This window comes from Yersinia alsatica (assembly GCF_025133195.1).
GTDB classification, from domain to species: Bacteria; Pseudomonadota; Gammaproteobacteria; order Enterobacterales; family Enterobacteriaceae; genus Yersinia; species Yersinia alsatica.
Genome location: NZ_CP104006.1, coordinates 3,439,716 through 3,460,657, shown reverse-complemented (window position 1 = coordinate 3,460,657; position 20,942 = coordinate 3,439,716). Strand labels below are relative to the sequence as shown.

Sequence of the window (20,942 nt, the reverse complement as noted above, 5' to 3'; positions counted from 1 at the left end):
ACGATGTCTGAAATTTAACTTACTTACCCAGATGAATTATCATTCGATGATGAAAGTGGCTGTGTTTGGTTTTCCGGTGATGTTGAGGGCTTGTTTTGCGCATCCTCTAGCTTCTCAACCCGGCGAGTAAGCTGAATTACCTGCCATGTACATACAGCAAGGGTACCAATGATTACACCGGTTAACAGACTCATAGTGTCCTTCCTTTGTTATAAAAATACCTAATTTATCTGAATGTTCTTGATAATTTTCCCCGTCGTCAGCGGTCGCCGTTTCTCTACGTAAAAGTAGGCAACGTTGAAAGCGGATTTTTATGGTTTCCTTGTCCCAATGAAGGCCAGTCTCTGAAAGCTTCAATCTGCTGTTCTGTAAATGGTGTAGTTGAGAAGTCGAAGAGTACTAGCAAGGCTTTACCGTCGTACTTCATCAGCTTTTTCATTTCAGTCGCGTTCACGTATGCGGAGAGTGTTGCTTTAGGGGCATCGGGACGCCTGACGGCAAATTCCACTGCGACATCATCAATGACAAAATCAATGTAGCCATTGCCCATCAACGCACCCGGTAGCTGTGCCTGTACTTCTGGTGTGAGGTTGTCGCCAAACCAGCCTAAAAGGTAGCACCTTACCAGTGGTAAAAGTTCCCTTTCGTTACACTCATTCAGGCGTAGTGTTTTGACAAATTCACGTCTATAAAGTGAAGAAAACAGGTAATCGAAGCTTGAAACAACATCCCTGACAGAAGTACTCATTCAAGTATCCTTTTGGCTTTTTTCCCATGATAACGACTTGGCCAGATCTCTTCAGGTGTTACCCCCAAAGCCTGTGCTATTAGGTTTTCTGCCCTTGGATAGTGTCGTTCAAAGGCATTGTTTAATGTTCTTGCAGCCAGTCCCTGATCGCGTGAAAGCTGTGATAATGTGAGCCCACGTTTATGCAAAGCAGCCACAATATCTGCTCTATGCCAGTCCTGCTGACTTCCCTTAGTTCGTTTTTTTTGCGATGCTAGTGAGTTATTCACGGTATTAACTCCACTGATTCATTACATTGATATTAAAAGCGAACAAAGAGAACTTTTCAAGTATCTTTTTATTGTTTTTGTGCTCTTTTGTTTTAATGCTTTGATATCTGGTGATATTTTTATGACACGTCAAGATAAAAAATTACATATATCAGACAATAATGCTTCCAATGAAAGTGGCGAATGGTTATCAGTAGCTAATTTTGTGGGAATGAAAGGGATGCCCGGTACTGCCAAAGGTGCTCGTTTGCGACTGGAAAAGCTGGCTGCCATACATCCGGGTATTAAGCGAAAGAGAACTCAGGGAAAAGGGTTTGAATATCATATCAGCGCCGCAAGTATGTCGCTAAAAAGTGAGCGCTCGGCTGTGCAGATTTCATCTGACGAACAACTGAATCTTTGGATACAGCTGTTTAAATCGATGACGCCTGCATCACGTGAAAAAATTTTACAACAGGCGCTGGTGTTAGTGGCGGAGGATTTATCTACTAAGCCCTGAAGAATGTCATAATGACTATAACCATCTGATTTTTAAATAATTTATTTTTGACTTTAATTATATAGATGGTATAATTATCAATGTTGGCAAAATACATTTTTTAAAATGCTTTGCCACATGTCATTTACTCACAAATAAACAAATATTTTATTATCCTCTCATTGGGAGGTTTGCTGTTGTCTAAAATCTGGGAAATAAATTTTTCAAGCGGAGGTGAGTGTTTATTTAATAAGTGATTAATTATCTTTTCTATTTCACGTTAATTAATGGAAATACATTATGGAAAATATAATGGCTTTTAAACAGTCAGGGCTGAATTTACCCATGAGTCAGGCTTTTCTTTCTATTTTGAAAAGGATTGTTTCTTTACCATCCAAAATTGAAGTAAATCACCATGCAGTAATACTTAATTTCCGAGACTCTCAATATACCGCAGAGAGTGGGGGATTTCATCCGGTAGAGATCCGTCTAATACGGTGTAATGATGGCTGGCAATTTGATTATCTCACTGACTTCAGTTTTATGGGCGCAGTATGGCCTGAGCTGGAAAAAGAAATGGATATCAGATGGAGGCAGGAATATGTCTGGCATTATCTGATGGGGGATTTAGATCCTGAAGAAGGAGGAGCGTTATTTGAACTGTGGCAACGTAACTTTATTCAATATTGGAAAATGAAAATTTATTCAGTCTCTGTCCAATGGGAATGTTGAGATAGGACGATATTTAAAACGATAAATTTAAGTAATACGCGTAAAACCTTATTCATGACGTCATGAGCAACAGATATGTGACTCAACAATGGAAAAATTTCAAGCAACACTTTTAACCCCTGCAAAACAGGGTGAACTGGACAGCCTCTGTGGGCTTTACAGTGTCATCAATACGCTTTATTGGTTCTATGGTCAAAAAGTTCGACGAAAGCCGCTGTTCAGAGCGCTCGTTCATCATCTCAGTCAACACAGTAGCATTGCCGATTACCTTACTAACGGCATGGAATCTCCCCAAATAGATTGTCTGCTGCACTTCCTTCAAACCAGCCGCTACAAACGTTATCCCATCACCGTTTACCGTCCGTTTCTTACCCAGCCTAATGTATCAACGAAAGCCATTTTAGCGCAGTGCCAGGAATGGCTTGAACATAACCAAGGTGTCATATTGCTGGGCGATCAGTATCACTGGTCTGTTGTCACGTATATTGATGATGATTGGTTGTGTTTTTTTGACAGTGGTTCACGTAAGCATATTCACCGGCATCGTTGGTCACTACGTCATCAACAGGGGAAATATCAGTTATTCAAAGACGCCATCTACTTTATTGAGCAGGGGGAACAGCCATGACCTCAACTGAACATTTATTGATAGAGCAGGCAAGAAAGCTACTTCGAGCAGCAGTACGTAAGGGGAAGCAGCTAACGTCACCTAATGATGTACGTGACTTTCTACTTTTCACGTTGGCCTTACGGGAAAATGAGGTGTTTGGTGTTGTTTTACTGGACAATCAAAATCGCGTACAGGTCTGGCGTGAGCTGTTTTATGGCTCAGTGAATGAAACACACATCTATCCACGTGAAGTCGTAAAACTGGCACTCCAGCATAACGCAGCAGCAATCATTCTTGTTCATAACCATCCCAGCGGTAGTACAGAGGTCAGTACTTCAGATCGCCACATTACCAAAAAGTTAAAACAAGCTTTAGAGCTTATTGATGTCAGGGTATTGGATCATTTTATTGTTGCAGGAGACTGCACTGTATCGATGGCAGAGCGCGACCAGCTGTAATGCTGGCTTTTGTTAATATGCATTAATGGACAAGTATAATGACCAAGAATCATGGTGATAAGAGCGAGTTGACGTCATTTAGCTCAGAGAAAGCGACATCAAAGACGGCGCTGACAATTTATCTGGGAGGTTTGGCACCTAGTGGCCGACGCAGTATGTACTCTCTGCTAAACAACTGTGCAGAAATACTGAAAGCTGATAGTCGTGCTGATGACTTCGATTGGATGCAACTACGCTACGTGCATGTAGCAAAAGTTCGAGCTACGTTACTGGACAAAGGATATGCAACATCCACTGTAAACATGACGCTGGCAGCCCTGAAAGGCATTGCGCAGACGGCATTTAACTTACAGTTACTTGATGCCGACAGTCTGACGCGTATTAGAACCGTTAAGCGTGTCAAAGGTGATAGTTACCGTAAAGGTCGGGCATTGAGCAAGGACGAGATAAAACGACTTATTCAAGCAACAAAACAGCATCCGCAAAAAATACGCCAGCAGCGTGATAAAGCCATTGTTCTAACGCTGTGTGGAGCTGGATTACGGGTTGGAGAGCTAGTTGTGCTACGCATCGATGATTACTGTGTTGCCAATCAAACACTCACCATACGCCGGGGAAAAGGGCGAAAATATCGGGAAATTACCGTTGCCCCTGTAGTTGCCCGTGCTTTGTGTAGTTGGATAAAAGTGAATACTGGCAGCGATGCTCTCTTTACCCATATACATCGCTATGGGCAAGCGGGGCAAAAAGCGCTGACGGAAGCGGGGATCACCAGTATCTTGCAACAACTAAGGGATATGGCTGAATTACAGCCATTCACGCCTCATGACTTACGTAGAACCTTCATTACCCGCTTGTTGGAGCAGGGCGCTGATATCAACATTGTGCGTCAATTGGCTGGGCATAGTGATATCAGCACGACAGTACTGTATGACAGGCGTAGTGATAATATTCAACGTCTTACTTCTTCTTGCTTGCGTTTTTAACATCTTCTCGTGAAATACCATCCAGTTTTTCCATAGTTTGAATAACCCAATGGTAATCTTGAAGGCATTCTATTTGTTTATTTTTCCATGCAGTATCTTTTAATGTTAGGTCCTTTTTTTCAACATCTTGAGGCGTGGGAAATTCTGCTGATAAGGATTTTTTTATTTTCATTATTGATAATTTAGAGTTGAATTTTAAGTCGTGATATTTTTCGTAAATTTCTTTTAAGACTTTTGATTCCTTAGACTTAGGTATATAAAAATTGTCTATATAGAACATGTTTATTAGATCGTTAATTGTTTTTCTAAATATATTGGTTTGACCGCGAGTTAAATGAGAATAATTATCCTGATTAATCCAACTAGCTATTTCTAGCAATCGTTCCCGACTATCACAATGTAAGTTAATTTCCATTCGTGGGCCGAATTTATTAACTAATTTATCCCTGCTTTTTTCTTTTATCCTAGCCAATTTTGATGGTTGCTCGTGCTTGTTATTTTTCATAGAGAAAATCTTCTTTGTTAGGTTGATTATCAAAGGGGCTTATAGTTGCATCTTATGACGGTCATAAAATAAAATCCATGACCGTCATCTCAGGTTTTTTCTTTTTATGACGGTCATGCGCGGAAATGGTGTTTGTGGACAAAAAAATAGATATGACGGAGATTGCAGGAATAACTTACTTATGACGGTCACATGTTAAAAATTGGCATTTATGACCGTCATAAAAACCAGAAAATCACTAAAAATCAATAGTAGTAAATCGTCGAGGCGTGCGAATTGAGCGCGTAACTCATAAAGGCGAAATGCTATGAAAAACGTACAATTGATTTCCAAAATCGATGTCTTAAAACTGTATCCGGTATCACGTGCGACGCTTGATCGTCAGGTAAAAGCAGGAATCTTTCCAAAACCGCTCCGCATCGGTGCTCGGCGGGTCGCATGGCGTTTAGAAGACGTTGAAACCCATATCGAAAAGCTTGTGAAAGTATCGTCAACTGAATAAAGCTGCAAGCAAAACGTATCTAGTAGCAAGTTATAACCCCTATAAAGATACCTATAACTTAATTCATTAATAGCAATAGTAACTATCTCTCTATTTCTTTATAGAGGGCGTGGATTGCTATTGCCTGCGGGTAGGCGTTATGCCTGCCCGTAAGGAGTAAATATGAGTAAAAAGAAAGTAAGCAAACAGCGGGTAGATACTTTACGCCATTCTGTTTCTATGGGATCGACATCACTTGGGCAGCCGATGTACGCTCGGGTGGATAAGTTGGCTCTCGTGTCGGAATTGGGTGCTGATGGCAATAAGGCGCTGTTTGCTCGCTTGTTTGCATCAAGGAGTCGCTCCAGTTCGCCTTATAGTGTTAGGTGCCATAAAGCTGTGAAAGGTGAATGCGGAGACTTGTACCAGAGTGTAGCTGAGATTCGCATCAGGGATAAGCCAAAAGGGCACCCAGCAGTGTTGATGATCTACTTCAAGCCCACCTCAAAGCAGCATGGCGGTAAGCAGGGTATTACTCAGCGCGGTGTTGTGCGTATGGAACTCAGCCCGCAACATTATACAGCGGATGAGCTGACACAACTTTTACTCTGGCTGGGTAAGAAAGGACGGTTAGGTAAGTATTTATACCGTGTACTGAAAAGAGCATGGATAACACGAGTCGATTATGCGTTAGATATCGTCGATATGCAGCTGAACGACTTCTATATCAGCCTTGAGAGGACGAGTACGGGGGAAGTCTATGATTCTGACAATGGTATGGAAGGAATGCGTATAGGAAGCCCTAAATCAACATTGTATGTTGCAGGCTATGAAAAAGTGGATGTAAGCGATTTGAGTGATGAGGAGCGTTATCAGGTAACCCTTGTTGAGTTGGAATACAAGCAATATCGTGAATTCCTTCGCCTTGAGCTGCGTTTGTCGCCTGAGAAAGGTGAGTTGCCCCTGAGAAAGGTGAATAGAATGGTGAATTTGCCATCTCGGCTGGCTTTCTACAGTAAGCAACTGCGTGAAGACAAGCGGCTAGATCCGGCGCTGGCAAGCCTGTTAGATAAAGGAATGAGTATTCCTCAAGCATGGCGTAAACATGTGCCATCGTCTGTTGTTAACGGGGAATCTGTCAGCACAGCTAAAAAACAGGCTAAAAAGCGCTTTAACCGCCTTTTGGTAAAGTATGAGGTTGAATTGTTTGATGCAGAAGCGCTATGGGACAAGTTACCTGAGGTGATTGAACGGCTAGGAATTTTGGGGAAACCGCAATACTGGAAGTATGAGAATCGCATAAAAGTGGTTGAGTAAATCATAAATAGAGCATACGGGCAGGGACGCCTGTATTATTGGAAAAAATCACGCGCTAAAAAAAATATAATGATATCCATATGTGTATGACTATATATATGAGGTGCCCTCTTGAGATAGCTGTATATATTATATGGCTATAGTATGGGGAATGTGAATATAGTTAAATTAATAGATAGTCGTTATAGCGGTATCAATAATATTATTAGCCAGCCTAAATCTTCATTTCTAGAATTATAATCATTCTGAAATAACCAATTAAAAACCGTTGTTAGAGTAACGTCATTATTTAATGGCGTGCTTTGTGCGCTTACGTAATTCATTGCGTCATGAAAATGCATTGTAAATAAGCATTGTTAATTCGCGTAATGGAGATAATAAAATGAAGGCGTACTGCACTAAAAATAATATTCTAGTAACGGAGATTACATTAAGGAAATTTAAAGAAATCGTATTCAGTATTCTCATTGATAAATGTGATGATGGCCGGAGTAAACCGACTTATTACACGTCTATCGCTATATTTTTGCAGCACCTAATCTGTAGTGCAACGGCTAGCAGAAATACTAAAAAACGCGCTCGTTTTGAAGGGAACAAGAAATGGACCTATTCAGTACCCTTTCCTTATCAGTTAGGTAACAAACATGCTGCTGGGGTTTTTAAACAAAGCAGAGAGCTGCCCTTTGATCGAGCACTGGAAAAGCTAAAACAGGCTGGTTTGATAAAGATTATCCCTAAGGATGTCAAAAACCATAAGTGCCGTGAATTTGCATTATCAAAGCGTTTTCTGAAGCAACTGTTTCCGGGGAAGCGTAAAGACTACTTACAAAGGGAAGATCGCTATACCTATCTGACGAATATCTACGGTAAGCGCCAGAATCCTCAGACGCTGGAAGATTTAATGATTCAGGCTGCATCAGGAAAGATGAAAGTGAAGCACAAGACTTCAGTTCGCGATATCCCTGATAAGGTGTTTCGTGAGCGAGTAAAGCAGGTCTACAGCCAGCTTGAACCCCTTTGTATCAATCTGGATGCGCTGCGGGATTATTGCAACCAACATCCTACGTCAGTAAATATGGGGTATTACCATAACTTTATATCTCATCTTTGCGATGTTGGGGTAGAAATTATCAGCCATAAGCCGCTGGTGGTGGCTTATCGGCAGTCTTATAAAACAGCAAAGCTGGGCGGTCGTTCATTTGAGAACGGAGCTGGGTATCAGTACTTACCCAGAGCAATGAAGGAAGCCTGTTTGGGCAAGGGGTACAACTATGATATCAAGGGATGCCAGCTGGAGATTTTGCGTCATGAGCTGATACTAAAAGGGATATCGCCGAAAAACCTGAAACGCCTTGAAACTACATATATCAGTAAAAAACTTGGGATTAGTGAAGATAAGGTAAAAAACTTCCGTTTTTCGGCTATTTTCAGCGTTGGGACAGTTAGTCTTTCACTGAAAAGCTCAACCAGAAAGTACTTAAATAAAAATCTGGGGCTGGCAGAGGCTGAAAGGGTATTAAAACGCTGGAAAAAGCTGATGAAGCCATTGAAAGAGGATTTAAATCAGCTTGTGGATCATTATCTGACCACCGGAACGCGTAACCGCTATGGTCTGTGCGTGAAGAATGCTGTAGGGCAGAGTTTTAACTGCACGTACAAAAAATCAGGTAAAGGAAAAAAGCGGCAGCCCCAGCAAATGCACCGCAAGCTGCTTTCCCATATGTTACAGGGGCTGGAAAGTCAGGCTGTGTATGATTTTGTTGCCAAGCATCATGGGATCTGTGCGTTGGAGCATGATGGCTTTATCTGTCTGTGGAAGCTGGATGTCAATAAAGATTGGACGCATAAGTATTTGAGGATTGTTTTGAAGAACTTAGAGTACACTGTGCTATAACAGAGACCTAACTGTGGGAGCCTTAACGTCATGCCAAGTAGTGAAACGTATAGTTCCGCAAAGCAAGGAACGACAAAGAAGAACAAAACAAACGATTTGTGTATAGCCTATCTTCAAACCAAGTGGCGGGATATCTTAACCACAAGATTCGCATATTTTTTTGATAAGTCGCCCCAAAGCGGTCAGCGCATGGAGCTGATAATAGACTGTATGATAAAAGGTCTAGAGTCCCTCTTCTTGAAGTTTTCGGACTTAAAGGATACTCAGTTCAATAAGCAAGTCATGCTTCCTAATGTCGATGTATATTCCCAGCGGATGGCGGAGATGCTGTTTTACTACCGGCTTTTAGGAATGGGCTTTGGCGATATTACAAGCAAGGATGCTGGGCCAGACTTTGTCGCCGAGAAAAATGGTGAGACGTTTTGTTTTGAAGTGGTCACTCCCACCCCGCAAGATTCTATCAGAGAGCTTATTGGACGGAGCAAGTTAGAGCTTGAAGAGCGGGATTTTGTATTTCGTGAACGTTTGCTATCGGTTACATCAGCTATCAAAACCAAATTGAAGCAATTCGAAACTCACAAATCGGCCGGGCACGTCCCAGAAGGAGCCCATTACATAATTGTTGTCAATGATTCACTGCTGCTACCTTATGACCAGCCTTGGTATGGAGCACTGGCAGAACTTTGCTTTGGTGACAGTACTCTACCGATTGTTGTGGATGCGACGCTTGGCGCTGGGGACATCGATTTCACTGATATTCTCGGTGAAGCATCTTCGAAGGATGATAGCGACGAGTTTCAAAACCTCGTAATGAGGCGCAATTTTAGAGTTTCTATCAATGGAGAGAAGCCGGTTACTCCAGAGGACTCTTTGTTACATATAAAAATCAGGAAGAAAATTCCAAGTAGAAAAAGCACCGACACCATCGTGGTCGATATAGCTGAGTCTGTAGGTGTTGCGGGGATTTACCAGATAACATTGCGGGAGGATCTGATGTTCTACCATTCTTTTAAGTCTGGTCGGTCCATAATGCCCGCTTCCGCACTGATTAGCTCAGTGAAAAATAAACAGCTGGTCAGAAATTCAATATTTTTCACATCAAAATATGCTAAGGATGAGGATCTAGTTCAACCACTTATGTCACCAGCACGTATATTTGGCTACGAGTCACTCGATTTTAATAACCAAGCTGTTTATAACACTTTTTTTAAGCCTTATTTGGACGGTGGTGAGTTTTATAGGTTGCCTGAATCTCAAGGTTAGTCAGCAATTGAAGCTCATGGCAGCGTTTTTTGTTGCAGGAATAAGGGGCAGGTTTTAGGTGACCTGCTTCCGGTTGATTAACGCACCCACCCATCCAACTTATCCGCCCAATCCTGCATCATCACTCGCCGTTCATCAAGGTAGGTAGCATGGTTATAAGTCCTGCGAACGTTGTTTTTATCAGCATGTGCCAGCTGGGCTTCGATAGCGTCAGCGCGGTAACCCATTTCATTTAAACGAGTGCTGCCAGTAGTTCTGGTGGCATGAGGACTATAGGTGCCGCTCCAGCCCAGAGTTTTAAGCGCCTGTCTTAATGAATGTGTTGTCATTGGAGCGTGACGATTGTCGCGACCGGGGAACAGGTGCTTGCGATTTCCTGTTATTCCTTTGAGTGCGGTGAGCATTTCTACGGCCTGATGGGGTAGGGGAATGGTGTGGTCGCGGCGAGCTTTCATTCTTTCTGCTGGAATAATCCATAGTGCTTTTTCCAGAGCAAATTCAGCCCACTCGGCTTCCGCCACTTCTGCAGGGCGAGCCAGCGTCCACCACATTAGCCACATGCAATAATTTACCTGATAAGTGCATCGAGTGTTGTCAAAGCTGCTTAATAACTTACCGATTTGCTCTGGTGTCAGGGCTGGCTTGTGCTGAGTTTTATTAGCGGGTAACGCCTTACGTACAGGCCAAACGGGATCGCTATCTGCGCGTAGTGTAGCTACGGCAAGCTCAAAGATGGCAGAAATGGTGCGTCTGGCTTCAGCAGCAACGGTAGGTGCTCCACGCTTAGCTGTGTTTTGCAGAATACTCAAAATGTGGTGTGGCGTTATTTCTTTGACAGGAAGCTTTCCGATAGCGGGGAAGACAACGCGCTCCAGCATATCAAGGCGGCGTGTTTTAGTAATTTCAGCCCAATCCTTCATCTGTAACCACTCTCTTGCGATGACCTCAAAAGTATTGGCTGCTTCATTGGTTTTACGGATCTTATCGAGCTGGCGTGCCTGAGCGGGATTGATGCCTTCACTGACGAGTTTGCGAGCCTGCTTACATTTCTCACGCGCTTCAACCAGTTTAACGAGCGGATATTCACCCAGAGCAAACATGCTGGATTTTCCATTGATTTTGAAACGATAACGCCAGGCTTTCTTGCCGTTGGGCTTAACTTCCAGATAGAGGCCGTTAGTGTCATTAAGGCGATAAAGCTTTTCTTTGGGCTTTGCAGTACGGCACTGGGTGTCTGTGAGCATAACGTTGTCTCTGTATAATTATTATACCGTTATTGTACTCACCCTGAGAGAAGATAAAAGTATTTTATACTCACTCCTGTACTCATTTTTGACTGAGCTGTATTGAGATTAGTTGAGGTCTTGTGAAAAGAAAAATCCATGCAATTGCATGGATTTTATGGGGTTTTGTGATTATCGTGAGATCTAATGAAACCTCATGAGTCAACAGAAATTATTTAGACGTTAAACAGGAAGTTCATTACGTCGCCATCTTTTACGATGTACTCTTTGCCTTCTGAACGCATTTTTCCGGCTTCTTTCGCGCCTTGTTCACCTTTATAGGTGATAAAGTCGTCAAACGCGATAGTTTGGGCACGGATAAAGCCTTTCTCAAAGTCGGTATGAATTTTACCGGCGGCTTGTGGTGCGGTGGCACCAACAGGGATGGTCCAGGCGCGAACTTCTTTAACACCGGCGGTGAAATAGGTTTGCAGATTCAGCAATTCATAACCTGCGCGAATAACACGGTTCAGACCCGGTTCTTCAATACCTAACTCGGCCATAAACTCGGCGCGGTCTTCATCTTCTAACTCGGCAATATCTGATTCAACGGCAGCGCATACTGCAACGACGACAGAACCTTCAGCCGCAGCGATAGCCCGTACTTGATCCAGATATGGGTTATTTTCGAAGCCATCTTCATTGACGTTGGCAATGTACATGGTCGGTTTCAGCGTCAAGAAGCTCAAATAACGGATAGCCGCTTTATCTTCTGCTGTTAGGTCAAGCGCGCGCAGCATGCCAGCATTCTCTAAATGTGGCAGGCATTTTTCCAACGCTTCCAGTTCGGCTTTAGCGTCTTTATCGCCACCTTTGGCTTTCTTCTGTACACGATGCATCGCACGTTCACAGGTTTCTAAATCAGAAAGGGCCAGTTCAGTATTGATGGTGTCAATGTCATCTACTGGATCAACTTTGCCAGCAACATGGATGATATTATCGTTTTCAAAACAACGAACTACGTGGCCAATTGCTTCGGTTTCACGGATATTAGTCAGGAATTGGTTACCCAAACCTTCGCCTTTGGATGCCCCTTTAACCAGGCCAGCGATATCAACAAATTCCATAGTGGTCGGCAAGATACGCTGAGGTTTAACAATCTCGGCTAATTGGTCCAGACGCGGGTCCGGCATTGGCACCACACCCGTATTGGGTTCAATGGTGCAGAACGGGAAGTTAGCTGCTTCGATGCCCGCTTGTGTCAACGCGTTGAACAGGGTGGATTTACCGACGTTAGGTAGGCCCACAATACCGCATTTGAATCCCATGTTTTATATCACCTTAAATAACTTAAAAATCAACTCGTTAGGTTTAACGAACCGATGTAATCAAAATTTATGCCGCCATTATACACATAATGACGATTTATCTCGATCATGCTCTTGCGTTGCCGGAATCACTTTTGCTGCCATAGCCGATAGGTAATTGATTTTTCTAACTCTGTGTCCGAGATCACGCTTCTGCTATCTGAAGTTTTCTGGCTAATGTCCGATAACAAGTCATTAGAGTCTGCATAGGAATTTGGATAATCCCCATGGAAATGAGCATCTATAAATGGCTGATAGTAATTCTGTTTGGGGGAGTGGTAGGTATTGTGGGCATGCGCTTTCTAACGGCAGACATTGAACCTGCAGGGCCCACTTTTGCGCAGCTTGTCGACCAATATGGTGTGCAAATAGAAAATAAGTCTGGCAAGAGTGTCAGATATGTCGGCTATAAGAAAAATACGCTTTATGAGGATTTTGATAGTGTTCAACTGACCTTTACTGCCATAAACGACAAATTCGAACGTGGCCACGAATTGGCAGAAAATAAGAAAAAGGCGGCGGATTGGGCGTCGCTATTTTGCACTGACGAACTACAAGATATTGCTGGTGAATATGATGCCAAGAGCAATAATTTTCTTGGGCGAGTGAAGGTGATTATTGCTGGGGTGGTACTGACGAGCGAAGGGCAGCAGGGGATCAACGCGCTGTGCAATCGAAATGAGTGAGGGTTAAAAGCGGGTTCCCCGAGGCATATTAGCCAGCCGGGGAACCTGATGAATGGCTATGCACTTGCCTTAAAGGAATGCAGGCGATTCATTGCTTTGGTGATGTCTTCTTTCAGCAATACTTCAGTACAGCGGATAGATTCATCAATGGCATCGTCAATTAACGTTTGTTCGCTTGCGGGTGGTTTACCCAGAACAAATCCGGTCACTTTGCTTTTATCGCCAGGATGGCCAATACCAATGCGTAGGCGATAGAAGTTCGGGTTATTCCCAAGTCTGCTCTGAATATCTTTCAGACCGTTATGGCCGCCATTGCCGCCGCCCAGCTTCAATTTTGCCACACCCGGTGGGATATCAAGCTCATCGTGAGCGACTAAAATTTCTTCTGGTAAAATGCGATAAAATCCAGCCATCGCCGCAACCGCTTTACCACTTAAATTCATAAAGGTAGCGGGCACCAGCAAGCGAACATCCTGGCCTGCCAGATTTAACCGTGCGGTATAACCGAAGAATTTGCTCTCTTCTTTCAGTGATTGATTATGGCGTTCAGCCAATAAATCCACATACCAGGCTCCCGCATTATGGCGGGTTTGGGCATATTCAGCGCCCGGATTTGCCAGCCCAACGATTAATTTAATACTGCTCACGTCGTCATTCGCTATTACTAAAGGAATTAAAGTGTGACAGTTTACCTGTCATGGCGCGTAATAACAAAACCAAGGTTTGTATAGTTGGTGCTTGACGCTGCCGGCAGTCCAGCGTGGCAATTACTTTAGGTACAGATGACAAGTAAACTAATTTACAATGTGAATAATTACGTATCTGTATAATTCAAGTTTAGTGCCAAATGACTGGATAATGTAAAGATTTGTTGGAATATATTTGCCAGTTGTGATCGCCAGCGCAATACCTTTGTCGCCAGCCTGACTATACTTGGTTATTAAGTGGACATGAATAATCACATTAAGCAAGCAGTCGGGATGCGTAGCTGGGTGATTATTTATTGGCAACCCAAGTGGAGGTGGCATATGAAACGTAAAAGCGCAGCAATGCTCGGTAATGTGCTGATGGGGCTGGGTTTGGTGACAATGGTCGGTGGGGTAGGTTACTCCATACTAACTGAAGTCACTCAACTTGGTTTACCGCAATTCTTTGCCCACGGTGCAGTGATGAGTATTTTTGTCGGGGCACTGTTATGGCTAGTTGGTGCACGTATTGGCGGGCGTGAAGAAGTGGCTGACCGTTATTGGTGGGTTAAACACTTTGATAAACGTTGCAATCGTAACCAGCGTCACTCTTAACAATTAGCGTGCTTAGCTATTATTGATAGTGTTACGGTGGTAAAGGCAGCAAATATACAACCTATCGTCACGGCTTTTTAATGAGCTGATGTTAGGGAGGGGTAAATGACGGCTCAAAGATCTATTGGCCAAGAATCAACTGATCAAGAACCTATCGATCAAGAGTAGAAAACCCGTTGTTGCATCCGCTTCAACGGGTTTTTCTTTATCTGCTTTAATTCTCTCATCGCACAATATCAAAAAGTAATGAATAACCTAATGTGATGCCCTGAAAGGGGCTGATCACGTTAGAGCTGCGGCCAGCCAGCACCGCAGATTCATTACTCAATACTGATTAATGTTCAAACATCGCAGAGATTGACTCTTCATTGCTGATACGGCGGATAGCTTCAGCCAACATACCGGACAATGTCAGAGTTCGTACGTTTTTCAATGCTTTGATTTCAGCTGACAGCGGAATGGTGTCACAAACAATCACTTCGTCGATAACGGAATGTTTGATGTTTTCAACCGCATTGCCAGAGAAGATCGGGTGAGTTGCGTAAGCAAATACACGCTTGGCACCACGTTCTTTCAAGGCTTCAGCCGCTTTACACAAAGTGCCACCGGTATCGATCATATCGTCAACCAATACGCAGTCACGGCCAGCAACGTCACCGATGATGTGCATCACCTGAGAAACGTTAGCGCGTGGACGACGCTTGTCGATAATCGCCATATCAGTATCGTTCAGCAGTTTTGCAATAGCTCTGGCACGAACAACGCCGCCGATGTCTGGAGAGACAACAATTGGGTTTTCCAGATTTTGCTGCAACATATCTTCCAGCAAAATTGGGCTACCAAATACGTTATCAACCGGAACATCAAAGAAGCCTTGGATCTGTTCAGCATGAAGGTCCACTGTCAATACGCGGTCAACCCCAACACTTGAGAGGAAATCGGCAACAACTTTGGCAGTGATAGGTACACGAGCGGAGCGCACACGGCGATCCTGACGGGCGTAACCGAAGTAAGGAATAACAGCAGTAATTCGTCCTGCGGAGGCGCGACGCAGGGCATCAACCATGACAACCAGTTCCATCAGGTTATCGTTCGTGGGTGCGCAGGTGGACTGGATGATGAAAATATCACCACCGCGTACATTTTCGTTGATTTGCACGCTCACTTCGCCGTCGCTAAAACGACCTACAGCGGCGTCACCAAGACTGGTGTACAAACGGTTGGCAATACGTTGTGCTAGTTCCGGGGTGGCGTTACCAGCAAAAAGCTTCATATCAGGCACGAGAAGAACCTCAGGCATGCGTCCAGAGAAGATATTGTCAGATCAGTAATCAGGGGCGATTAACACATACTGACTGCAATATACATACGGGTATTTAAAGCCAAAACACATCAAACCTAAAACAGCATTATGAACCGGCTTTCAATCAAGTGAGACAAGTATTTCAGAACTCAAGGTCTGTGGGGCCATTACTTCGACCTTACATAACGCTGTAAATCGTTATCTGTGCTCACTGCTTACAATGTTCCCAGAGCGTACGCGATGCAATGGCGAAACGTTCACGCCACGGGCGACAAAACCGTGCAACCACTCTGGGGCAATACTTAACACCTCTCGGGCCGAAGACTCAGTGTCGAATTCTGCGAACACACAAGCGCCGGTTCCGGTTAGGCGTGACGGGGCATATTCTAACAGCCATGAAAGAGCCTGTTCAACCTCGCGAAAACGTTTTCTTGCGATCGGTTCGCAATCATTTGCGTAAGGATCGCTTAAAAGCGCCGCCAGCGGGCGAACTGGCGTATTTCTTTTTAATTCAGGATCGGAAAAAATAATGGGTGTTGGGATGCTTACACCGGGGTGTGCGACCAAATACCACTTCTCTGGCGGCTCTGCGGGTTGTAATTTTTCACCAATTCCTTCGGCAAAGGCGGCATGTCCGTACACAAATACTGGCACATCGGCCCCCAATGTTAGGCCTATGGCGGCTAATTCTTCATCAGATAAGCCACATTGCCACAAGATATTGAGTGCGACCAGCACGGTGGCGGCATTGGAAGAGCCACCGCCCAGTCCGCCGCCCATTGGTAAACGCTTCTCAATACTGATATCCGCGCCGCGTGGCATATTTATCACACCGGACTGTTTATGATGATGTTGTAGCAAGCGAGCTGCCCGAACGATCAGATTCTGCTCATTTTCCACACCAGCAATGGGAGTTAACAAGCGAATCTGGTTATCATCTCGCGGCACGATAGTGAGTTCATCACCATAATTGAGAAACTGGAACAAGGTCTGTAACTGATGGTAGCCATCAGCACGTTGCCCAGTGATATAAAGAAATAAATTCAACTTTGCGGGCGACGGCCAGACATGTTGATTGGTGATAGTCATGCTATTTGGCCGTCCAGTTATCCATTTTTAGCTTGATGCGCTGCCCGCCTTGGCTTAATTCCATACGGCTAGGCAATGCGGGTGTTACCTGAGTATTGTATTCCTGATAATCAACCACCCATGTCACGCCATCTTGCCGGTAAGTCAGTTGCTTCAGACGGTATTTATCGTCAAGGATGAAGTCAGTGGTATCTCCCGGCAAGCCTAGAATCCATTGGCGTAAGCTCTCCAACGGAATCGACATTCCGGTCAATTTTTGAATCATCTCTTGTGGGTCATCGCTGACATAGCGCTTGCCTTGATTATCCGTCAACTGAGTCACACCGGGTTGCACGACTAACTCAAGCTCGGTGCTACCCAACGGGTTGGTGAGCAATAGGCGGTAGCGTTCAGGGGTAGTCTGTTGCCAAAAGAAACGGGCATAAACTTTTTGTTTATCAGATATATAAGCAAAAGCACCACGGGTTTGGAATTGGCTCAGTTGCTGTAATTGTTGCTCATGTTGACGCCATTGTGGCGATGTCGGGCTAGTTGCAGGGCCGCGTGGCGGCGTAGTGCTACAAGCAGCCAACAGCAGAGTAGCTAATGGAAGTAGGCGATAAAAACTGATTTTGCGCTGAGGCATATGGGTATAAATCCTATCGGTCGCAGGGTTTTCACTGGCGGCACGTTTCTAATGAAGCAACTTAATAATAAAGCAAATCGTTTTGATGTGTTGTATTTGATGCATGTTAAATCGGCAGTATTGCTGCTCACGCTAACCACCTGAGGGCTGAGCGTCAATATCTTGTTCTATTTTGTACATCATATAATCAATTTCTGAGCATAATTTGGGATAATACTGAGGATGATGCACTGTGACTTTTATTGAGCCCTCGCATCAAGTAGAATGCGGTTCAGACGAGAATCCATACTAACACCAGTATTACTCGAAGCCGTTCTCATGACTCTGCTTGCATTAGGCATTAACCACAAAACCGCACCTGTATCGCTACGTGAACGCGTGACATTTTCACCGGAATCTATCGATCAGGCACTTGCTAGCTTGCTCCAACAGCCGTTGGTGCAGGGCGGTGTCGTGTTGTCTACGTGTAACCGAACTGAGTTATATCTCAGCGTAGAACAGCAAGAAAATCTGCACGAACAGCTTGTCGGCTGGTTATGTAATTATCATCAGCTTAGCCCGGACGAAGTGAAAAAAAGCCTGTATTGGCATCACGGAAATGATGCCGTCAGCCATTTGATGCGCGTTGCCAGTGGCCTGGACTCTTTAGTCTTAGGTGAGCCGCAGATATTGGGGCAGGTGAAAAAAGCCTTTGCTGAGTCTCAACGTGGGCAATCACTTTCTGGCGAGTTGGAGCGTTTATTCCAAAAGTCATTCTCAGTGGCTAAACGGGTCCGTACCGAAACTGAAATCGGCGCCAGTGCGGTTTCGGTCGCTTTTGCCGCTTGTACGCTGGCACGCCAAATCTTTGAATCACTCTCTGAACTGAATGTGTTGCTGGTCGGTGCCGGTGAAACCATTGAGCTGGTAGCGCGTCATCTTCGCGAGCACCAAGTTAAGCATATGATTATTGCTAACCGAACACGCGAGCGAGCCCAAGCATTGGCGACAGAAGTCGGGGCCGAGGTCATTACTTTACCGGAGATTGATGCCCGGCTGGCGGATGCCGATATCATTATCAGTTCAACGGCCAGCCCGCTGCCTATTATTGGTAAAGGCATGGTCGAACGCGCTCTGAAAAGTCGTCGTAATCAGCCAATGTTATTTGTTGATATTGCCGTGCCACGGGATATTGAGCCCGAGGTCGGTAAACTGTCGAATGCCTATTTATACAGTGTTGATGATTTACAGGCGATTATTCAGCACAATATGGCGCAGCGTCAGGCGGCAGCAGTTCAGGCTGAGTCAATAGTACAACAAGAAAGCATGAATTTTATGACCTGGCTGCGTGCGCAGGGGGCGGTCGAAACCATTCGTGATTACCGCTCTCAGGCCGAGCAGGTGCGCAGTGAAATGACGGCGAAAGCTTTAGCCGCCATTGAGCAGGGGGCTGATGTCGAACAGGTGGTGAACGAACTGGCCTACAAGCTAACCAACCGCCTGATTCATGCGCCCACCAAATCCCTCCAGCAGGCCGCCAGCGATGGCGATATGGAGCGGTTGCAATTATTACGCGACAGCCTTGGGCTGGATCAGCACTAGTTTCCTCTAATTACAGGGTTTAAAACCACGGATGAAGTCTTCTATTGTTGCCAAACTGGAAGCGTTACAAGAGCGCCACGAAGAAGTGCTGGCGCACCTTGGCGATGCCAGCGTTATTGCCGATCAAGACCGTTTCCGCGCGTTATCTCGTGAATATGCGCAATTGACGGATGTCACTCGCTGTTTTAAAGAATGGCGCAGTGTGCAAGATGACCTCGAAGCGGCAGAAATGATGCTCGAAGATCCTGAAATGCGTGAAATGGCACAGGAAGAACTGAAAGAAGCCAAAGCTCGTAGTGAAGAGCTGGAACAGCAATTACAACTGTTATTGCTGCCAAAAGACCCTGACGATGAGCGCGATTGCTTCTTGGAAATTCGTGCTGGAACCGGTGGCGACGAAGCAGCTATTTTTGCCGGTGACATGTTCCGCATGTACAGCCGTTATGCTGAAGCGCGCCGTTGGAAAGTTGAAATCATGAGCGCCAGTGAAGGTGAGCATGGCGGTTATAAAGAAGTTATTGCCAAAGTTTCTGGTGACGGTGTCTTTGGTCAGTTGAAATTTGAGTCCGGCGGTCACCGTGTGCAGCGTGTGCCAGAAACCGAATCGCAAGGCCGTATTCATACCTCGGCCTGTACCGTTGCGGTGATGCCAGCTATTCCTGAAGCCGAAATGCCAGAGATCAATGCCGGTGACTTGCGTATTGATACCTTCCGCTCATCAGGTGCCGGTGGTCAGCACGTTAACACCACGGATTCGGCCATTCGTATTACCCATATCCCAACAGGGATTGTGGTGGAGTGTCAGGACGAGCGTTCGCAGCATAAGAATAAAGCTAAAGCGATGTCAGTGTTGGGGGCGCGTATCCGTGCCGCCGAAATGCAGAAACGTCAGTTGGCGGAAGCCTCTGAGCGTCGCAACCTGTTAGGTTCTGGCGACCGTTCAGACCGCAATCGTACCTATAACTTCCCACAGGGGCGTGTCACTGACCATCGTATCAACCTGACACTGTATCGTCTGGATGAAGTGATGGAAGGCAAATTGGATATGTTGATTCAGCCAATTGTGCAGGAATATCAAGCTGATCAACTCTCTGCGTTGTCTGAGCAAGACTAATGGATTATCAGCAGTGGCTGTCGTTAGCGGCAGCCCGTTTTAACCAGAGTGACAGCCCGAAGCGCGATGCCGAGATCCTGTTGAGTTTCGTGACAGGGCGTGCGCGTACCTATTTGCTGGCTTTCGGTGAAACCGTGCTGACCGCGGAGCAATTAGCTGTATTAGAGTCATTGGCTGCTCGTCGTGAACAAGGGGAGCCGATAGCATATTTGGTCGGGGAGCGCGAATTCTGGTCGCTACCATTGAGTGTTTCCTCCGCCACATTAATCCCGCGCCCAGATACCGAATGCTTGGTGGAACAGGCATTGGCTCATCTACCCGCCACTCCTTGCCGCATTTTGGACTTAGGTACCGGCACCGGTGCCATCGCATTAGCTATCGCCAGCGAACGCCCAGATTGCTCAGTGGTTGGCGGCGATATTAAAGCCGATGCTGTGGCACTAGCCCGCCATAATGCAGAAAAACTTGCCATCAATAATGTGTATTTTCTGCAAAGTAGCTGGTTTGAGTCAGTGAGCGGGCTATTTACGCTGATTGTCAGTAACCCCCCTTATATTGATGCTAATGACCCCCACCTTAACCAAGGTGATGTTCGCTATGAACCGCACAGTGCACTGGTGGCCCCTGCTGAAGGGCTGGCTGATTTGGCTGAGATTATTCGCCAGTCGCCGGCATATTTAGCGGCGGGAGGCTGGTTGATGCTGGAGCATGGTTGGCAGCAAGCCGAGGCGGTACAGAAATTACTTAAGAATGCGGGATTTAGTGCTGTAATGACGCATAAAGATTATGGTAATAATGATCGTGTCACACTTGGGCAGTGGCGGTTTAATCAAGAAAATTCCCGTTAAAATCGAATTTCTGTACTGAATACATAAATAGCGATGAATAATTAACATATGCCCAACGTCACGA

At 45.0% G+C, this 20,942-nt stretch carries 23 protein-coding genes and 1 pseudogene; 14 read left to right on the top strand and 10 right to left on the bottom strand.

The window, feature by feature from the left end; genetic code table 11:
* Positions 1-23 precede the first annotated feature (23 nt).
* From N0H69_RS15445 to N0H69_RS15435, 3 genes and pseudogenes are all read right to left on the bottom strand, one after another.
* Positions 24-194 carry a hypothetical protein gene (locus N0H69_RS15445; protein WP_155412579.1) on the bottom strand — a complete coding sequence of 57 codons (171 nt, stop codon included), beginning with the start codon at positions 192-194 and terminating at the stop codon, positions 24-26.
* A 27-nt stretch (positions 195-221) separates the two neighbouring features.
* A pseudogene (locus N0H69_RS15440) lies at positions 222-748 on the bottom strand (hypothetical protein).
* A complete protein-coding gene (locus tag N0H69_RS15435) occupies positions 745-1,017 on the bottom strand; it encodes a helix-turn-helix domain-containing protein (RefSeq protein WP_050151709.1) in 273 nt (90 codons plus the stop codon). Before N0H69_RS15435 ends, N0H69_RS15440 begins: the two are co-directional and overlap by 4 nt.
* Before the next feature lie 121 nt (positions 1,018-1,138).
* Between N0H69_RS15435 and N0H69_RS15430 the strand changes: the two genes are divergently transcribed.
* The 5 genes from N0H69_RS15430 (at position 1,139) to N0H69_RS15410 (ending at position 4,281) form a co-directional block, all read left to right on the top strand.
* A complete protein-coding gene (locus tag N0H69_RS15430) occupies positions 1,139-1,516 on the top strand; it encodes a hypothetical protein (RefSeq protein ID WP_151419997.1) in 378 nt (125 codons plus the stop codon).
* A 279-nt stretch (positions 1,517-1,795) separates the two neighbouring features.
* A complete protein-coding gene (locus N0H69_RS15425; RefSeq protein ID WP_172665449.1) occupies positions 1,796-2,227 on the top strand; it encodes a DUF2787 family protein in 432 nt (143 codons plus the stop codon).
* A gap of 88 nt (positions 2,228-2,315) precedes the next feature.
* A complete protein-coding gene (locus N0H69_RS15420; protein ID WP_050151710.1) occupies positions 2,316-2,855 on the top strand; it encodes a hypothetical protein in 540 nt (179 codons plus the stop codon).
* Positions 2,852-3,295 (top strand): RadC family protein, encoded by a 444-nt coding sequence (gene radC / locus N0H69_RS15415; protein ID WP_050151711.1) that lies wholly within the window; start codon positions 2,852-2,854, stop codon positions 3,293-3,295. The genes N0H69_RS15420 and radC overlap by 4 nt, the downstream gene beginning before the upstream one ends.
* Before the next feature lie 38 nt (positions 3,296-3,333).
* Positions 3,334-4,281 carry a tyrosine-type recombinase/integrase gene (locus N0H69_RS15410; protein ID WP_080994253.1) on the top strand — a complete coding sequence of 316 codons (948 nt, stop codon included), beginning with the start codon at positions 3,334-3,336 and terminating at the stop codon, positions 4,279-4,281.
* On the opposite strand, the gene N0H69_RS15405 is transcribed toward N0H69_RS15410, so the two are convergent.
* Complete coding sequence (locus tag N0H69_RS15405; protein ID WP_050151712.1) at positions 4,256-4,786, bottom strand: hypothetical protein; 531 nt, start codon at positions 4,784-4,786, stop codon at positions 4,256-4,258. The two genes, N0H69_RS15410 and N0H69_RS15405, sit on opposite strands and share 26 nt — an antisense overlap.
* 307 nt (positions 4,787-5,093) lie before the next feature.
* On the opposite strand from N0H69_RS15405, the gene N0H69_RS15400 reads away from it, so the two are divergent.
* From N0H69_RS15400 to N0H69_RS15385, 4 genes are all read left to right on the top strand, one after another.
* On the top strand, positions 5,094-5,288 hold the full coding sequence (locus N0H69_RS15400; protein ID WP_050151713.1) for a helix-turn-helix transcriptional regulator: 195 nt from the start codon (positions 5,094-5,096) through the stop codon (positions 5,286-5,288).
* Positions 5,289-5,450: 162 nt separating this feature from the next.
* Positions 5,451-6,584: a hypothetical protein gene (locus N0H69_RS15395; protein ID WP_050151715.1), complete on the top strand. Its 1,134-nt coding sequence runs from the start codon at positions 5,451-5,453 to the stop codon at positions 6,582-6,584.
* A 382-nt stretch (positions 6,585-6,966) separates the two neighbouring features.
* Positions 6,967-8,478: a hypothetical protein gene (locus N0H69_RS15390; protein WP_050151716.1), complete on the top strand. Its 1,512-nt coding sequence runs from the start codon at positions 6,967-6,969 to the stop codon at positions 8,476-8,478.
* 30 nt (positions 8,479-8,508) lie between these two features.
* The gene (locus N0H69_RS15385) at positions 8,509-9,741 is read left to right on the top strand and encodes a hypothetical protein (RefSeq protein ID WP_050151717.1); all 1,233 of its coding nucleotides are present in this window, start codon (positions 8,509-8,511) and stop codon (positions 9,739-9,741) included.
* A 77-nt stretch (positions 9,742-9,818) separates the two neighbouring features.
* On the opposite strand, the gene N0H69_RS15380 is transcribed toward N0H69_RS15385, so the two are convergent.
* Together N0H69_RS15380 and ychF are read right to left on the bottom strand one after the other, a co-directional pair.
* Positions 9,819-10,985: a tyrosine-type recombinase/integrase gene (locus tag N0H69_RS15380; protein ID WP_050151718.1), complete on the bottom strand. Its 1,167-nt coding sequence runs from the start codon at positions 10,983-10,985 to the stop codon at positions 9,819-9,821.
* A gap of 215 nt (positions 10,986-11,200) precedes the next feature.
* A complete protein-coding gene (ychF, locus tag N0H69_RS15375) occupies positions 11,201-12,292 on the bottom strand; it encodes a redox-regulated ATPase YchF (protein ID WP_050122122.1) in 1,092 nt (363 codons plus the stop codon).
* Between the two features lie 266 nt (positions 12,293-12,558).
* Here ychF and N0H69_RS15370 point away from each other — a divergent pair, with 266 nt between their 5' ends.
* Positions 12,559-13,017 (top strand): hypothetical protein, encoded by a 459-nt coding sequence (locus tag N0H69_RS15370; RefSeq protein WP_050122124.1) that lies wholly within the window; start codon positions 12,559-12,561, stop codon positions 13,015-13,017.
* Between the two features lie 56 nt (positions 13,018-13,073).
* Here the strand turns inward: N0H69_RS15370 and pth are convergent, their stop codons facing one another.
* Positions 13,074-13,664 (bottom strand): aminoacyl-tRNA hydrolase, encoded by a 591-nt coding sequence (gene pth / locus N0H69_RS15365; protein ID WP_050107283.1) that lies wholly within the window; start codon positions 13,662-13,664, stop codon positions 13,074-13,076.
* 381 nt (positions 13,665-14,045) lie between these two features.
* On the opposite strand from pth, the gene ychH reads away from it, so the two are divergent.
* On the top strand, positions 14,046-14,318 hold the full coding sequence (gene ychH, locus N0H69_RS15360; protein WP_050107282.1) for a stress-induced protein YchH: 273 nt from the start codon (positions 14,046-14,048) through the stop codon (positions 14,316-14,318).
* A gap of 334 nt (positions 14,319-14,652) precedes the next feature.
* On the opposite strand, the gene prs is transcribed toward ychH, so the two are convergent.
* The 3 genes from prs to lolB all read right to left on the bottom strand — a co-directional run bounded on the left by prs (position 14,653) and on the right by lolB (position 17,335).
* The gene (prs, locus tag N0H69_RS15355; RefSeq protein WP_004390739.1) at positions 14,653-15,600 is read right to left on the bottom strand and encodes a ribose-phosphate diphosphokinase; all 948 of its coding nucleotides are present in this window, start codon (positions 15,598-15,600) and stop codon (positions 14,653-14,655) included.
* A 219-nt stretch (positions 15,601-15,819) separates the two neighbouring features.
* Complete coding sequence (gene ispE, locus N0H69_RS15350; protein ID WP_050151719.1) at positions 15,820-16,710, bottom strand: 4-(cytidine 5'-diphospho)-2-C-methyl-D-erythritol kinase; 891 nt, start codon at positions 16,708-16,710, stop codon at positions 15,820-15,822.
* A 1-nt stretch (position 16,711) separates the two neighbouring features.
* Entirely contained in the window at positions 16,712-17,335 is a 624-nt protein-coding gene (gene lolB / locus N0H69_RS15345) for a lipoprotein insertase outer membrane protein LolB (RefSeq protein ID WP_050107280.1), read from the bottom strand.
* 318 nt (positions 17,336-17,653) lie between these two features.
* On the opposite strand from lolB, the gene hemA reads away from it, so the two are divergent.
* From hemA to prmC, 3 genes are read left to right on the top strand one after another with little or no spacing between them, the layout of a single operon-like run.
* The gene (gene hemA, locus N0H69_RS15340; RefSeq protein WP_050107279.1) at positions 17,654-18,916 is read left to right on the top strand and encodes a glutamyl-tRNA reductase; all 1,263 of its coding nucleotides are present in this window, start codon (positions 17,654-17,656) and stop codon (positions 18,914-18,916) included.
* A 31-nt stretch (positions 18,917-18,947) separates the two neighbouring features.
* Positions 18,948-20,030, top strand: coding sequence for a peptide chain release factor 1 (gene prfA / locus N0H69_RS15335; protein WP_050107278.1), 1,083 nt, complete (start codon positions 18,948-18,950; stop codon positions 20,028-20,030).
* Positions 20,030-20,878, top strand: coding sequence for a peptide chain release factor N(5)-glutamine methyltransferase (prmC, locus tag N0H69_RS15330; RefSeq protein ID WP_050107277.1), 849 nt, complete (start codon positions 20,030-20,032; stop codon positions 20,876-20,878). Before prfA ends, prmC begins: the two co-directional genes overlap by 1 nt.
* The last annotated feature ends 64 nt before the right edge of the window (positions 20,879-20,942 follow it).

Coding starts and splice junctions, on each gene's coding strand:
- N0H69_RS15445 (WP_155412579.1), bottom strand. CDS start 194: ATGAGTCTGTTAACCGGTGTAATCATTGGTACCCTTGCTGTATGTACA.
- N0H69_RS15430 (WP_151419997.1), top strand. CDS start 1,139: ATGACACGTCAAGATAAAAAATTACATATATCAGACAATAATGCTTCC.
- N0H69_RS15425 (WP_172665449.1), top strand. CDS start 1,796: ATGGAAAATATAATGGCTTTTAAACAGTCAGGGCTGAATTTACCCATG.
- N0H69_RS15420 (WP_050151710.1), top strand. CDS start 2,316: ATGGAAAAATTTCAAGCAACACTTTTAACCCCTGCAAAACAGGGTGAA.
- radC (WP_050151711.1), top strand. CDS start 2,852: ATGACCTCAACTGAACATTTATTGATAGAGCAGGCAAGAAAGCTACTT.
- N0H69_RS15410 (WP_080994253.1), top strand. CDS start 3,334: ATGACCAAGAATCATGGTGATAAGAGCGAGTTGACGTCATTTAGCTCA.
- N0H69_RS15405 (WP_050151712.1), bottom strand. CDS start 4,786: ATGAAAAATAACAAGCACGAGCAACCATCAAAATTGGCTAGGATAAAA.
- N0H69_RS15400 (WP_050151713.1), top strand. CDS start 5,094: ATGAAAAACGTACAATTGATTTCCAAAATCGATGTCTTAAAACTGTAT.
- N0H69_RS15395 (WP_050151715.1), top strand. CDS start 5,451: ATGAGTAAAAAGAAAGTAAGCAAACAGCGGGTAGATACTTTACGCCAT.
- N0H69_RS15390 (WP_050151716.1), top strand. CDS start 6,967: ATGAAGGCGTACTGCACTAAAAATAATATTCTAGTAACGGAGATTACA.
- N0H69_RS15385 (WP_050151717.1), top strand. CDS start 8,509: ATGCCAAGTAGTGAAACGTATAGTTCCGCAAAGCAAGGAACGACAAAG.
- N0H69_RS15380 (WP_050151718.1), bottom strand. CDS start 10,985: ATGCTCACAGACACCCAGTGCCGTACTGCAAAGCCCAAAGAAAAGCTT.
- ychF (WP_050122122.1), bottom strand. CDS start 12,292: ATGGGATTCAAATGCGGTATTGTGGGCCTACCTAACGTCGGTAAATCC.
- N0H69_RS15370 (WP_050122124.1), top strand. CDS start 12,559: ATGGAAATGAGCATCTATAAATGGCTGATAGTAATTCTGTTTGGGGGA.
- ychH (WP_050107282.1), top strand. CDS start 14,046: ATGAAACGTAAAAGCGCAGCAATGCTCGGTAATGTGCTGATGGGGCTG.
- ispE (WP_050151719.1), bottom strand. CDS start 16,710: ATGACTATCACCAATCAACATGTCTGGCCGTCGCCCGCAAAGTTGAAT.
- lolB (WP_050107280.1), bottom strand. CDS start 17,335: ATGCCTCAGCGCAAAATCAGTTTTTATCGCCTACTTCCATTAGCTACT.
- hemA (WP_050107279.1), top strand. CDS start 17,654: ATGACTCTGCTTGCATTAGGCATTAACCACAAAACCGCACCTGTATCG.
- prfA (WP_050107278.1), top strand. CDS start 18,948: ATGAAGTCTTCTATTGTTGCCAAACTGGAAGCGTTACAAGAGCGCCAC.
- prmC (WP_050107277.1), top strand. CDS start 20,030: ATGGATTATCAGCAGTGGCTGTCGTTAGCGGCAGCCCGTTTTAACCAG.